This is a genomic window from Thermoanaerobacter uzonensis DSM 18761, assembly GCF_900129115.1.
In the GTDB taxonomy this organism is placed as follows: domain Bacteria; phylum Bacillota; class Thermoanaerobacteria; order Thermoanaerobacterales; family Thermoanaerobacteraceae; genus Thermoanaerobacter; species Thermoanaerobacter uzonensis.
The window spans coordinates 70,935-84,939 of sequence record NZ_FQUR01000009.1 but is presented as its reverse complement, the minus strand read 5'-3'; the positions used below and the strand labels follow the sequence as shown (position 1 = coordinate 84,939).

14 protein-coding genes, 1 tRNA gene and 1 riboswitch are annotated in these 14,005 nt (G+C 32.7%); of the genes, 12 read left to right on the top strand and 3 right to left on the bottom strand.

From position 1 onward, the window contains the following. Positions 1–12: 12 nt before the first annotated feature. Complete coding sequence (locus tag BUB32_RS05070) at positions 13–1,545, bottom strand: ATP-dependent metallopeptidase FtsH/Yme1/Tma family protein (RefSeq protein WP_072968000.1); 1,533 nt, start codon at positions 1,543–1,545, stop codon at positions 13–15. Positions 1,546–1,677: 132 nt separating this feature from the next. Between BUB32_RS05070 and BUB32_RS05065 the strand changes: the two genes are divergently transcribed. The 6 genes from BUB32_RS05065 to BUB32_RS05040 all read left to right on the top strand — a co-directional run bounded on the left by BUB32_RS05065 (position 1,678) and on the right by BUB32_RS05040 (position 6,832). Then, the gene (locus tag BUB32_RS05065; protein ID WP_072967998.1) at positions 1,678–2,661 is read left to right on the top strand and encodes an acyl-CoA dehydratase activase; all 984 of its coding nucleotides are present in this window, start codon (positions 1,678–1,680) and stop codon (positions 2,659–2,661) included. 219 nt (positions 2,662–2,880) lie between these two features. Further along, positions 2,881–4,641, top strand: a complete 1,761-nt coding sequence (locus BUB32_RS05060; protein ID WP_072967996.1) for a cell division protein FtsA — start codon at positions 2,881–2,883, stop codon at positions 4,639–4,641. Positions 4,642–4,798: 157 nt separating this feature from the next. Then, the gene (locus BUB32_RS05055) at positions 4,799–5,305 is read left to right on the top strand and encodes a hypothetical protein (protein ID WP_072967994.1); all 507 of its coding nucleotides are present in this window, start codon (positions 4,799–4,801) and stop codon (positions 5,303–5,305) included. Positions 5,306–5,322: 17 nt separating this feature from the next. Further along, positions 5,323–5,679 carry a nucleotidyltransferase domain-containing protein gene (locus BUB32_RS05050; protein ID WP_072967993.1) on the top strand — a complete coding sequence of 119 codons (357 nt, stop codon included), beginning with the start codon at positions 5,323–5,325 and terminating at the stop codon, positions 5,677–5,679. Next, positions 5,648–6,055 (top strand): nucleotidyltransferase substrate binding protein, encoded by a 408-nt coding sequence (locus BUB32_RS05045; RefSeq protein ID WP_072967991.1) that lies wholly within the window; start codon positions 5,648–5,650, stop codon positions 6,053–6,055. Before BUB32_RS05050 ends, BUB32_RS05045 begins: the two co-directional genes overlap by 32 nt. A gap of 87 nt (positions 6,056–6,142) precedes the next feature. Beyond that, entirely contained in the window at positions 6,143–6,832 is a 690-nt protein-coding gene (locus tag BUB32_RS05040; protein ID WP_072967989.1) for an HAD family hydrolase, read from the top strand. A 1-nt stretch (position 6,833) separates the two neighbouring features. Here BUB32_RS05040 and BUB32_RS05035 read toward each other — a convergent pair. Then, positions 6,834–6,909 (bottom strand) — tRNA-Arg (locus BUB32_RS05035). A gap of 117 nt (positions 6,910–7,026) precedes the next feature. Between BUB32_RS05035 and BUB32_RS05030 the strand changes: the two genes are divergently transcribed. Continuing rightward, the gene (locus BUB32_RS05030; RefSeq protein WP_042833597.1) at positions 7,027–7,629 is read left to right on the top strand and encodes a 50S ribosomal protein L25/general stress protein Ctc; all 603 of its coding nucleotides are present in this window, start codon (positions 7,027–7,029) and stop codon (positions 7,627–7,629) included. Positions 7,630–7,658: 29 nt separating this feature from the next. Here BUB32_RS05030 and lysA read toward each other — a convergent pair whose 3' ends face one another. After that, the gene (lysA, locus tag BUB32_RS05025; protein ID WP_072967987.1) at positions 7,659–8,996 is read right to left on the bottom strand and encodes a diaminopimelate decarboxylase; all 1,338 of its coding nucleotides are present in this window, start codon (positions 8,994–8,996) and stop codon (positions 7,659–7,661) included. 123 nt (positions 8,997–9,119) lie between these two features. Then, positions 9,120–9,309: riboswitch (Lysine riboswitch) on the bottom strand. A gap of 131 nt (positions 9,310–9,440) precedes the next feature. Between lysA and BUB32_RS05020 the strand changes: the two genes are divergently transcribed. The 5 genes from BUB32_RS05020 to ftsX all read left to right on the top strand — a co-directional run bounded on the left by BUB32_RS05020 (position 9,441) and on the right by ftsX (position 14,001). Beyond that, positions 9,441–9,896 carry a hypothetical protein gene (locus BUB32_RS05020; protein ID WP_072967986.1) on the top strand — a complete coding sequence of 152 codons (456 nt, stop codon included), beginning with the start codon at positions 9,441–9,443 and terminating at the stop codon, positions 9,894–9,896. A 234-nt stretch (positions 9,897–10,130) separates the two neighbouring features. Further along, positions 10,131–11,255 (top strand): ABC transporter ATP-binding protein, encoded by a 1,125-nt coding sequence (locus tag BUB32_RS05015; protein ID WP_072967984.1) that lies wholly within the window; start codon positions 10,131–10,133, stop codon positions 11,253–11,255. A gap of 123 nt (positions 11,256–11,378) precedes the next feature. Then, complete coding sequence (locus tag BUB32_RS05010; protein ID WP_072967982.1) at positions 11,379–12,431, top strand: PucR family transcriptional regulator; 1,053 nt, start codon at positions 11,379–11,381, stop codon at positions 12,429–12,431. 6 nt (positions 12,432–12,437) lie between these two features. After that, positions 12,438–13,124 (top strand): cell division ATP-binding protein FtsE, encoded by a 687-nt coding sequence (ftsE, locus tag BUB32_RS05005; RefSeq protein WP_072967980.1) that lies wholly within the window; start codon positions 12,438–12,440, stop codon positions 13,122–13,124. Next, entirely contained in the window at positions 13,108–14,001 is an 894-nt protein-coding gene (gene ftsX, locus BUB32_RS05000) for a permease-like cell division protein FtsX (RefSeq protein ID WP_084726982.1), read from the top strand. The genes ftsE and ftsX overlap by 17 nt, the downstream gene beginning before the upstream one ends. Positions 14,002–14,005: the final 4 nt, after the last annotated feature.

The window sequence follows — 14,005 nt, the reverse complement described above, 5'->3', positions numbered from 1 at the left end:
TAGGCTTTTTTGTCATACACATAAAGTATTTTCTTCTTCCCATAATGCTTCTAATTCTTCTTTTGTAATTGATTCTTTTTCTAAAAGCTTTTCGGCTATTACAATAACTTTATGTTTATTTTCCAGCAATATTTTTTTTGCAAGTGTATAACAGTTATTTATAATTTTGTCAATTTCTTTATCGACAATTTCTGTGGATTTTAACATGTGTAAGTCAAAAACCCTGTTTCCCAATTCACTCATTCCATAATTGCAAACCATCTGATAGGCAATTTTTGTAGCTTCTTTTAAGTCATTTTCGGCTCCTGTTGAAATTTCATTGAATATTATTTCCTCAGAAGCTCTACCTCCTAAAAGCATGGTTATTTTATTTTTCAATTCTGTTTTTGTTAGTAAAAAGGCATCTTCTTTTGGAAAGTTTAATACATATCCTAATGCTTCACCTCGAGGGACGATTGAAATTTTTTCTATAGTATTTACGTTTAAAATTTTTCCAATTAGAGCATGACCCGCTTCATGGTACGCAGCAATTGTTCGCTCTTTTTCTAATACAGAAGGATTTTTCTTTTTAAGGCCTGCGATTACGCGTTCTAATGCTTCTTCAAACTCTTCCTTGCCAATTTTACTTTTATTTTTCATCACAGCCAGTATTGCTGCTTCGTTGCACATAGTAGCCAGATGTGCGCCTGTCATACCGTGAGTTTTTCGTGCTAATTCGGATAAAGATACAGTTTCGTCAAGAGGTTTATTGCGGGTATGTACCTTTAATATTTCCAATCTTGCTTTCATATTAGGTGTTCCAATGTGTATGGTTCTATCGAATCTTCCAGGCCTTAGTAAGGCCTCATCTAACATATCAATTCTATTAGTTGCTCCTATGACTATAATCCCTTCGTTGCTATTAAAACCATCCATTTCTACCAATAGTTGATTTAAAGTTTGATCTTTTTCTGAATTGTTATCGGTGTTTCTCTTTGTTCCTACAGCATCTATCTCATCTATAAAGATAATACTGGGAGCGCTTTTTTTTGCTTTTGCGAAAAGAGATCTTATGCGACTTGCCCCTACTCCTACATATTTCTCTACAAATTCTGAACCGGAAGCACTGATAAAAGTAGAATTAGTTTCACCAGCTAATGCCGTAGCCAAAAGAGTTTTTCCTGTACCTGGTGGTCCGTAAAATAATATACCTTTGGGAATTTTTGCTCCCATTTTGTTGTACTTTTCTGTATTTGTCATAAAGTCGATTATAACTTTTAATTCATCGATCACTTCATCTAAGCCCGCCACATCCTTAAAAGTAATATTGGTTTTTCGATGACTGGCATCTTCATTTGTCTCAGTGATATTGTTATAGTTTACAGGCATGAGCTCCGAAAATTTATTTTTAAATAGTAGGTAGGTTACAACAATTACTGCTGCTGTCAAGATAAAAGAAAGGTTGAGATTTAGATTTGGTTTTACTTCTGAGATAAAAATGTAAATAAAAAGCAAATTTATAAAGATAGAAAGCGCCAAAATAATAATGTGCAAATTCTTTTTCATAATTTCTCGCCCCCACTTTTATTCTGAATGTAGTTTTTGCTTATTAATGCAATTTATTCGTTAATTGCAAGAGTATAAAAAATGATTTTAAAGGCAAAAATGTAAAATAAATGAATAATTAGGAGGTTAGATATGAAAGGTTACATGGGGATAGACGTAGGTTCTGTTAGTACAAATATTGCAGTAATTGATGAGAATAATAGAGTAGTAGATTCTGTTTACATAAGGACACAGGGCCAACCTATTAAAGCAGTTCAAAATGCTCTTCGTGAGATAAAAAATAAAATAGGAGATATGGTTATTAAAGGAGTAGGCACCACAGGGAGTGCAAGGCAATTGACTGGCTTAATGGTAGGGGCAGACATTGTCAAAAATGAAATTACTGCTCATGCCGTGGCAGCTTCCAATGTAATAAAGGATGTCAGAACTGTAATTGAAATAGGGGGACAAGACTCAAAGATCATAATTTTAAGAGATGGGGTAGTAGTAGATTTTGCAATGAATACAGTCTGTGCAGCAGGTACCGGTTCTTTTCTTGACCAGCAAGCATACCGGTTAAATATTCCCATTGAACAGTTTGGAGACATAGCTTTGCAATCTAAAAGTCCTGTCAGAATTGCGGGTAGATGTAGTGTTTTTGCGGAATCTGACATGATTCATAAGCAGCAGATGGGATATGCTCTTCCTGACATAATAAGTGGCTTGTGTGATGCCCTTGTTAGAAATTATCTAAATAATGTAGGGAAGGGAAAAGAAATAAAAGAGCCAATAGTGTTTCAAGGTGGTGTTGCTGCTAATAAAGGAATAAAGGCAGCCTTTGAAAAGGCATTAGGAATGAAAGTATATGTGCCTGAACATTACGGTGTAATGGGAGCCATCGGATCAGCAATATTGGCAAAAGAAGCAGTAAAAGAAAAAGGATATACTTTCTTTAAAGGCTTTGAGGTAAGTGACTTTAAATATAGAGCAGTAGGTTTTGAGTGTACCGCTTGTCCAAATCGATGCGAAGTCGTAGAGTTCATACAAGGAGATGAGGTAATTTCAAGATGGGGAGATAAGTGCGGCAGATGGTCTAACAGCACTAGCAAGAAAGTCCATGCAAATACGGCTAGTTGATTAATGGGAGGCAATATAAGCCTCCCAATTTTAAACCTTATTTTTTTATATATGTCCATTTCCAATCATTATCCACGCCAACTGCATGCCTTACAATTCCTTTTACGTAATCCTGCTGTTAAAAATGTTAATCTATATTAAACTTACTAAAAACTCTTCCGAAATAATATGTAAAATTGTATAATAAAATTATAAAGTAATAATTTCGGAGGTTAAATGATGGATAACCGTGATATTATTTTTGCTCTTGACATTGGGACAAGGGTAGTTGTAGGGATAGTAGGCATTGAAAATAATGGGAAATTCCAAGTGCTTGCTGTTGAACAGATGGAACATGAAAGTAGGGCAATGTTTGATGGGCAAGTTCATGATATAGATAAAGTTGCTAATGTTGTTGAAAAAATAAAGAGAAGGCTTGAAGATTCTTTAAATATGAAATTGACGGAAGTGTGTATTGCGGCGGCGGGAAGGTCTTTAAAAACTCAATCTGCGAGAGCAGAAAAAAATATTGATGAAGAGCACGAAATAACGGTAGAAGATATAGACAATCTTGAGTTGGAAGCTCTTGAGATTGCGCAAAATTCCATTGTTACTCAATCAGGGGTTACAAAATATCATACCGTCGGTTATACAGTATCTAATTATTACTTAAATGGTTTTCCTATTACCAATTTAAAAGGGCATAAAGGCCGTGAAATAGCAGTAGAAATTTTAGCTACTTTTCTTCCTTACGATGTAATAGAGGGACTCTATGCTGCAGTGAAAAAAGCCGGGTTGGAAGTTTCATATATCACTTTAGAGCCTATAGCAGCAATAAATGTGGCAATTCCACCTGAAATTCGGATGTTAAATATAGCCCTTGTAGATATAGGAGCAGGTACTTCTGATATTGCTATATCAAAAGAAGGAAACATAATAGCATATTCTATGGTGCCTTATGCCGGTGATGAAATTACTGAATCAATTGCTACCCATTTTCTCACCGATTTTAATACTGCTGAGAAAATAAAAAAAAGCACAAAAAAAGAAATCAAATTTAAAGACGTGTTAAATATACAGCACAAAATAAAAAAAGATGAAATAGTGCAAATTATAACACCACAAGTTAAAGTTTTAGCGCAAAAGATATGCGAGGAAATTATAAAATATAATGGTAAAAGCCCTTCTGCGGTTTTTTTAGTCGGTGGCAGTAGTAATCTTCCTAATTTGCCTGAAGAAATAGCATCTATATTGAATTTACCTATAAGTAGAGTATCTGTACGAGATATAAAATCAGTAGAAATTTTAGATTACAAAGGGAAGACGTTAAAAGGCCCTGAAAGCATAACTCCAATAGGAATAGCTTACTCTGCAATGATAAATAAGAGGAAGGACTTTATAAAAGTTTCTATTGACAATGAAACAATAAAGATTTTTAACATAAAGAATCCTACGGTAATGGATGCTTTAGTTGCTATAAACTATGACTCTAAAAATTTAATTGTACAAAATGGCAAAGATTTACTTTTCAATCTTAATGGCCAAAAAATCGTTGTTAAAGGTGAAGAAGGAACTCCTCCACAAATATATGTAAATGATTCATTAGCAAATTTAAAGACTCCTATAAAGGATGGAGACAAAATAACAATTATAAAAGGTCAAAAAGGGCAAGATGCTACAATAACCGCTGGTGAACTACTAAAGCAGCAAAAAGGGAAAATAATTTTTATAAATAATTCAAAAGTGGACCAAAATTATGTTATAAAAAATGGGGATGAGATAGTTATAAAAGAAGACTTAACAAGTTTTGCTGTTACAGTAAATGGAAAAGAAGTAGTGTTAAAAGGGAAAGAAGAGTATCTGTTTGTAGACGTATTCAATTTTATAGATTTGAAACTGGATAATAACAAGGTGCCAGAAATGAAACTTAATGGGAGACGTGCTTCCTATACAGATATATTAAAGCCAGGAGATAATATTGAAATTGGAATTGAAATATAAGAGTAGGTGCAGACTGTATACAAACTTTCGAAAATATCCTATTTAAAAATTTTTGACTTTGTCAACAAGGTAGTCTCCACTTTTGAAAGGGTGGAGACTTTATAAAGTTGTGGAATTTTAATGTTACTGATATAATTAAGAGAGAGGTGAAAAGAGGATGGATGTATTTATCGAAAAATTAGTCAAAAAACAAAAAACTTCGAAGGATATTTTATTTAGTATTGGTGTTGTAGTAGCTGCATTAATTATTGTGTTTGGCGTGATACCTTTAATACCAATAGTTAAAAATTTCTTAATTTTCTTTTTGTTATTGTTTAGCTATTTAGCATATTACTTAATAAGGTCGAGAAATATTGAGTTTGAATATTCACTTACAAACAATGAATTGGATGTAGATAAAATAATTGACCAAAAAAGAAGGAAACATGTTATAAGCGTTGACTGCAGAGATTTTGAAGTTATGGCAAAGGTTAATAGTGACAAGCTGACAGAAGACATAAAAGCTATTAAAAATCGAATTGAAGCGGTAAGTTCTATGTCTTCCCCTGATGTGTATTTTGCAGTGTTTGAAAATGGGGGAGTAAAAACTTTGCTATTTTTTGAGCCAAATGAAAAAATGTTGGAAGCGATAGCAAGGTATATACCAAGGAAGCTTTTTAGATAATATTAGAGGTTTGGGATATGAAAGAAGAATTAGAATTTCTAGATATTTGTAAGAAAACAGGATTGTCTGTCACACTATTGAAAGAAATAATAAAGGTGATATCAAAATATACAAGTGTTGAAAAAGCAGTTATTTTTGGTTCCAGAGGTCGGGGAGACTTTAAAAAAACGTCAGATATTGATATTTGTATTTTTGGAGATGAAGTAACACATACAGAGATAAATCTTTTAGAATTTGATTTAAGAGAATTAAATACTCCTCTTGACTTTGATGTAGTAAGTTTTAAAAGTATTACGAAAGAGGAATTAAAAGAAAACATATTGAAGGATGGAGTAGAGGTATATGATAGAAAAAAGATTACTTCAGAGATTTGAAGATTTTAAAAATGCTTTTATGCGTTTAAAAGAAGCCTTTGACATCGAGATAGAGAATGAGATAATTATTGATGGGATAATACAAAGATTTGAATTTACTTTTGAATTAGCGTGGAAACTTATGAAAGATTATCTTGCTTATGAAGGGATTGAAGTAAACAGTCCGAGAAGTGTTATCAGGGCAGCTTATGGAAATCATTTAATAGATGATGGAGAATCTTGGATAGATATGTTAATGGATAGAAATAAAACTTCACATATTTACGATAAAAAATTATCTTTAGAGATTTATAACAATATAAAGGATAAGCATTTGAAACATCTTGAAGATTTAAAAAGAAAATTGGAAATGATCATTGAGAGAGAAAATAAGTAAGATTCCTTTATCTTAATTTATGCTGTTATAAGGAGATTATTTGAAAGTAGAAAGAAATAACTAATAAATTCATAAGGAGTTGATGAAATGATTAAAGCAGTTATTTTTGACATGGATGGAGTAATGATTGACAGTGAGCCAATACACATTAAATTAGAAGAGGAATTATTCAAAAGTTTAGGAGTAGAGATAACAGAAGAAGAACACATGACATTTGTAGGAAGTTCTTCTTATTACATGTGGAGGAAAATTAAAGAAAGATTTAATCTTCCTCAAAGCGTAGAAAAACTTGTAGAAGTAGATAGAAAAAGGTATTTAGAGCATGTCTTGAAAACAGGCGAAATAATTCCTATAGAAGGTATAACAGAGACAGTAAAAAAGCTTTTTGAGAAAGAGTATAAATTAGCCGTTGCTTCTTCCTCTCCTATAGATGTAATAAAATTAGTTTTAAAAAAGCTGGGAATTGATAAATGCTTTGATGTGCTTGTATCTGGAGATTATGTAAAAAATAGCAAACCAGCACCAGATATATTTTTATATACAGCAGACAAATTAAAAGTAAAACCCCATGAGTGTGTTGTAATTGAGGATTCATATAATGGAGTTCATGGTGCTAAAAAAGCAGGAATGAAAGTGGTAGGTTTTAAAAATCCTAATTCCGGAAATCAGGACATATCAGAAGCTGATTTTATTGTAGATTCTTTAGGAGAAGAATTGTTAAAAATTATAGATGAATTAAACAATGCGGAAGATATTGTTAAAAACTTAATGAAATAAATGGTGCGCCTGACAGGAATCGAACCTGCGACCTCTCGGTCCGGAGCCGAACGCTCTATCCACTGAGCTACAGGCGCACACTTTATACATAAAAGTTTACTATGAAAAAATTAACCTGTCAAATGGATTTGATATTTATTAAACGTAGTGGTAAAATAATATTTGGAAACAATAAACAAAAGGAGGAGTGACAGATGCAAGCAATCAGTATCGAAGCTATAAAAAGAGATACAGGTAAAAATGTAGCTCGCCGTTTAAAAAATCAAGGTTATATTCCTGCCATTTTATATGGTAAGGATATGACGGAGAGCATTCCTTTAGCAGTTGAATATAATGCGCTTCAAAGGTTGCTACAAAAACATGGAAGGAATGTCCTCCTCAATGTGATTGTGGATGGTTCTACTCATAATGCGGTTATTAAAGAGATTCAAGAAGATACCTTGAAAGGGAAAATAATTCATGTGGATTTCCAAAGAGTATCAATGTATGAAGAAATAGAAGCTACGGTTCCGTTAAAGTTTGAAGGAATAGGTCTTATTGAAAGCAGGGGTGGAATTGTACAGCATCAACTTTGGGAGTTGACAGTGGAAAGCTTACCTGACAAAATTCCTCAAGAAATTGTTGTGGATTTAAGCAATTTAGAGATTGGAGATACACTTTTTGTAAAAGACATACAAGTTCCAGATGGAGTAAAAGTTGTAGATGATCCTGATGAGGTTGTAGTTTCTGTATTGGCACCTAGAGAAAGTGAAGAAGAGGCAGAAGAAGAGGCTGAAACAGCAAAAGAAAATGAATAACAAAAAAGAGAGGTTATACCTCTCTTTTTTTAGTAATTAGCGATTTTTCTTTTTTCATTGGTTAGCCTTTCTGGGATTATATCATTTCGGATTAAGTCTTCATAAGTTTCTCGCGCAACGATTATGTCAGCCTGACCATTAGACACGAGTACTGCAGCAGGACGAGGTAACCTGTTATAATTGCTAGCCATCGAATAATTGTAAGCACCTGTACACAGCACTGCTAAAATATCTCCTTCTTCAATTATAGGTAGTGTAATATCCCAAATTAGCATATCACCTGATTCGCAAAGCTTTCCTGCTATTGATACTTTTTCTGATGTTATATTCTTAGCTTTATTAGCTACAATAGCATCATATTTTGCTCCATATAAAGCGGTACGTATATTATCAGACATTCCTCCGTCTACTGCCACGTATTTTCTGACACCTGGTATGTCTTTAATAGCTCCTACTGTGTAAAGAGTAGTTCCGGCATTTCCTATTATAGAACGACCTGGCTCTACAATTATGTTTGGCATTTTTATATTTAAAGCAACGGAATATTCCTTTACTGCTTGCATTATTTCGTGTGCTATTTGTTCGATTGGCTGGGGATCGTCCTCATCTACATATGCTATTCCAAAACCTCCACCTAGATCTAGTTCTCCTACTTCCCAACCTAAAAATTCTTTTACTAATTTTAGGAAATTCATCATAATTTCTATTTCAGCTTTATAAGATTCTGCATCAAAAATCTGAGAACCGATATGAGAATGTAGGCCTGCTAGATTTACATTTTCCAAAGTTAAAGCATATTCTATGGCTCTCATTGCGTCTCCATTAAAAAGAGGGAAGCCAAATTTTGAATCTATTTGTCCTGTTTTTACATATTGGTGAGTATGAGCTTCTACACCAGGAGATACTCTTATATAAATATTAGGAACTTTATTCATCTTTTTTGCCAAGTCATTTAACATATTTAGTTCATACCAATTATCTACAATGATTCTCCCAATATTATTTTCTAATGCCATTATAAGTTCTTCTTTTGATTTATTGTTGCCGTGAAAGTATATTTTTTCAGCAGGGAATCCTGCTTTTAACGCAGTATATAATTCTCCACCAGAAACGACGTCAAGACCCAAGTTTTCTTCTTCAATTATTTTGCATATTGCCATTGTCATGAAAGCTTTGCTGGCATAAATCACTTCATTTCCTGGATAATCTTTTTTAAAGCCATTGTAAAATGCTCTACAATTTTGCCGCAATAACTCTTCGTCTATTACATAAAGCGGTGTACCAAACTTTTTTGCGAGAATTACAGTATCGCAACCACCTATTTCCAAATGCCCCTTTGAATTTATTTTCATTGTACCATGCAACATTTTATCAACCTCATTTACTTTAATAGTTTAAATTACGAAACTTAAAAACAAAATAAAATACAGCTAAGTATTACCTCAGCTGCCTATTTTGCACATAGACATGGTAATACCTCCTTCCCCCTATAGCGAGATAGCTCTTCACTGAAGGCTCGGGAAACCTCCAGTGACAGTCCTATACCTATTCGGCATAGGCCCAGCTGCGTAAACTTTAAGGAATTTACGCGCTTCGGCGAGCATCCCTTTCATATACCTTCACTGGCCCTTAAATACCTCTGGTATACTACTCTTGATGACCCGCGCCTCTACCTCACCTTCCAAGAAGATGAGGTATTGTTATTCAATTTTTTTATTATAATATCATTTATGAAAACAGCTGTCAATAGATTTTCAAAAAATTTTTTATTAGAGATTAAAAATGGGTAAACTAAATAAGAGGTGGTATAAATGCCATGGATAATAACTTTTATAGTTTCATGGATTATTTTCTTTTTGTTAGTTGATTGGAGATATATAAAATATACTATATGGGGAGGACTATTAGCTTTAAGTTTTCAACTTGTTGTAGATGAAATTGCAATTGGTCTTAATCTTTACGATTTTTCTAATATTATTATTAAAATTTTTAATTCAAGTTTATTTTTTACTTTTGGCGCACCTTTTTGCATAGGAGTATTGTATGCACAAACATATCCTAGAAATAATATTTTGCGCTTTATAAATGTGATTGTTTTAACTGTACTATTTTTTGTAATGGAATATTCATTAGTGCATATAGGGGTACTAAAATATCTTCACTGGTGCTATTTATATAGTCTAATTATAGATGTGGCAGCACTTTTGGCATTAGGGAATCTCATCACTATTTTTAAATTATCCCCCTGGATGAGGAGGGGAAAATAGTGAAACTATATGTTTTTTGGAGTTTGATTGCTATTGATGGGGTATTGGTGTTCTTGTGGTTTAATTTTTTAAATAAAATTCAAAAAAAAGAGGATTAAAGAAAAAAATACCTATTACTGTATATATATTGTACAAAAATTTGTGCTAAATATCATATTTATTGACGATAGTAAAGAAGAAGAAATAGTATTATAATAAAAACATCAAACGTTTTCTAATAGGGGGAATCTAAAAATGGCTGATGTTGTACTCAAACATGTTTACAAAGTTTATCCAGGCGGTGTTACCGCAGTTAAAGATTTTAATCTAGAAATTCAGGACAAAGAGTTTATAGTATTGGTTGGACCTTCTGGTTGTGGTAAAACTACAACATTGAGAATGATAGCAGGACTTGAGGAAATATCTCAGGGCGAACTTTATATTGATGGCAAACTTGTGAATGACGTGCCACCAAAAGATAGGGATATCGCAATGGTATTCCAAAACTATGCTCTTTATCCTCATATGACAGTGTATGACAATATGGCTTTTGGACTTAAACTTAGAAAGGTTCCAAGGGCGGAAATTGATAGAAAAGTAAAAGAAGCAGCTCGAATTTTAGGATTGGAAGAATACTTAAACAGGAAACCAAAAGCTTTGTCAGGTGGACAAAGACAGAGGGTTGCATTGGGGCGTGCTATTGTCCGCAATCCAAAAGTATTCTTGATGGATGAACCTTTGTCCAACTTAGATGCAAAATTGAGAGTACAAATGAGAACTGAGCTGGCTAAACTACACGATAGATTACAGACGACTTTCATATATGTTACCCACGACCAAACAGAAGCTATGACAATGGGTACAAGAATAGTAGTTATGAAGGATGGCGTTATTCAGCAAGTAGATAAACCCCAGACTATTTATGATTACCCAAATAATTTGTTTGTTGCTGGATTTATTGGAAGTCCTCAAATGAACTTTATTGACGCAAGATTAGAAAATAAGAATGGAAAAGTATATGCTACTTTTAAGGGATTCAGCATTTTGGTGCCAGAAGGGATTTTGAAAAGATTAAAAGATCCAAGCTACGTTGGAAAAGAAATTGTGTTAGGAATAAGGCCAGAAGATTTGCATGACGAAGAAGTGTTCTTGGAAGCATATCCAGAAGCTGTAATTGAGGCAAAAGTAGATGTTACAGAGTTGATGGGTCCAGAGACATATCTATATTTGGATGTGAATGGTGTTCCATTGACAGCAAGAGTAGATCCAAGAACAAGGGCAAAAGCCGGAGACGTAATTAAAATAGGTTTTGATATAAATAAATTGCACATGTTTGATAAAGAAACAGAAATGTCAATTTTGAATAGAGTAATAAGCTAAAAGGCGGTTATTCCGCCTTTTATTTTTTTGTGTCAAAATACCACATAAATTTACATTTGCCTATTATTTCTTCTAGGAAATAGTGTATAATTATTGTATACTATTAAGTAAGGTGGTATGAAAATGATCGGCTATGACTTTATAAAAAAGGTGGCCTACGATATTCAAAAAAATATTCAAATGCCATTATATATAATAGATAAGTCAGGAAATTTAATTTATGGCGACAAAGATTTTTTTGAAAAAAAAGCAGGATTTTTAAGGATAAATGTAGAATATATTGATGAAAAAGAGATATATGAAGTAGGGGAATTTATATGCTATAACATATTTTACAATGATGTCCTCTTTTTTACTGTCGCTTTAGAAGTAAAAGATGAACAATCAAAAAAAGTGCTTTATCTAATTTCTCTAATTTTTGAACAATTACTGCACAAATATGATAGAGAAGAGTTTTTGATAGAGGCTTTAACTTGTAAATTAAGTGCAGATTTAGTGTCCTATTACACTGAAAAATATAAAATAAATAAGAATGTGAAATATACAGTAGCAATTGTCGAATCGAATAATGAAATTGACGATGCGATAAAGATAATTACCAACATTTTTGATAAAGGTAATTTATATACTGTAAAATTTGATGATAAAAGATTTGCAGCGATATTTTCTTACAAGGGAAATAACTCTTTAATAGAACTTTATAAAACTATGAAAGATATGATAGAAGCTGAAGGCTATATGAAAGTAAGAATAGCCAGTTCTTCTTCCTTTGTGCCAATTGAGGATATACATATTGCCTATAGGGAAGCAGAGACAGCCTTACTTATTGGTAAAAAATTGGAAAATGAAAAAGGAATATATATTTACGAAGACTACAGCTTTGCAGAAATTTTATGGGGAATTGACATAGAGAAGATAAATAATTTTATTAAAAAAAGAAATATTGATTTTGGTATTTTCAAAGATGAGGAATTGATACAAACCCTAAATGTTTTTTTTAGAAATAGTCTAAATTTGAGTGAGACTGCCAGAGAGTTGTACATCCATAGGAATACATTAGTTTATAGACTTGATAAAATTTTCAAAATGACAGGTTTAGACGCTAAAAATTTTGATGATGCTGTCTTATTAAAGACGATCTTGGTTTTGACAAAATTATACGATATTCCGAGGTGAGAAAATTTGATAAAGTTTATAAATGTATCTAAAAGATACAATAAAGATATAATAGCTCTTTCAAATATTAGTTTTGAAATTGAAAGTGGAGAATTTGTATTTATTGTTGGGCCTAGTGGTGCAGGTAAATCAACTTTAATTAAATTATTGCTAAAAGAGGAGGAACCTACTTCTGGCAGTATTGTAATTAATAAAAAAGATATAACAAAAATTAAAAAGCGGGAGATACCTTATTTGAGAAGGAGTATGGGGGTAGTTTTTCAAGATTTTAGATTGCTTCCTAATAAAACAGTGTTTGAAAATGTTGCTTTTGCTATGGAAATAGTTGGAGCACATCCTAAGGAGATAAGAAGAAAAGTCCCGATGGTATTGTCATTAGTAGGATTAAGTGATAAAGCGGACAAGTATCCTAGGCAGCTGTCTGGTGGGGAGCAGCAAAGGGTTTCTTTAGCAAGAGCTATTGTAAATGAACCTTCTATTCTTATAGCAGATGAACCTACGGGGAATCTGGATCCTGATACTTCCTGGGAAATTGTAAAACTTATATCTGAAATAAATAAAAGAGGTACTACAGTCGTTATGGCCACCCATGCAAAAGACATAGTAGATGCAATGAAAAAAAGAGTAATAGCGCTGGAAAAAGGAAACATAGTACGAGATGAAGCAAGGGGTGTTTATGGATATGCTCTTTAGAAATTTAAAATATTTTTTAAAAGAAGGTTTTAGTAATTTAGCAAGAAATAGGATTATGACAGTAGCTTCTATAACTTCTGTAATGGCAGCAATGCTCATTTTAGGTTTGTTTCTTGTTATTATTTTAAATGTTAATAGTTTGACTAATCAGGTAGAATCTCAATTAGAACTTAAAGCGTTTTTAAAAGATAATATTTCTGAGCAACAAGTTACCCAGATAGGCAATGATATAAAAAAAATGCCCGGCGTTACTTCGGTAGTTTTTGAATCTAAAGAAGAGGCTTTACGAAAATTTAAACAACAATTAGGAGATAAAAGCTATTTAGCAGAAGGCTTGGAAAAAGATAATCCTCTTCCTCAATCTTATATAGTAAAAGTGAAAGATGCTGGTTTGATGAAAGATATTTCAAACGAGATAAAGCAAATAAATGGAGTTGACAAAGTAAGCTATGGGCAAGATGTTGTAGATAAGCTTCTTGGAATTATAAAGATAATAAGGATAGTGGGGCTTTCCATTATATTTATTCTCTTTATAATTTCAATTGTCATAATTTCTAACACAATAAAATTAGGGGTTTTTGCAAGGAGAAGAGAAATCAACATAATGAAGTATATTGGAGCGACTGATTGGTTTATACGATGGCCCTTTTTGATTGAAGGTGTAGTATTGGGACTGGTAGGTGCCTTGTTATCAGTTGTACTATTAGTTTTGATTTATGGATATGTGCTTAATATTATTAATAATAAATTAATAGTGTTTCAACTATTGCCACCAGAAAAAATAGTAGGGGACATTTTGGTGTATTTTTCTATAATTGGTGCAATAATTGGAGCTTTAGGAAGTGGACTTTCAATTAAAAGGTTCTTGAATGTGTAAAATT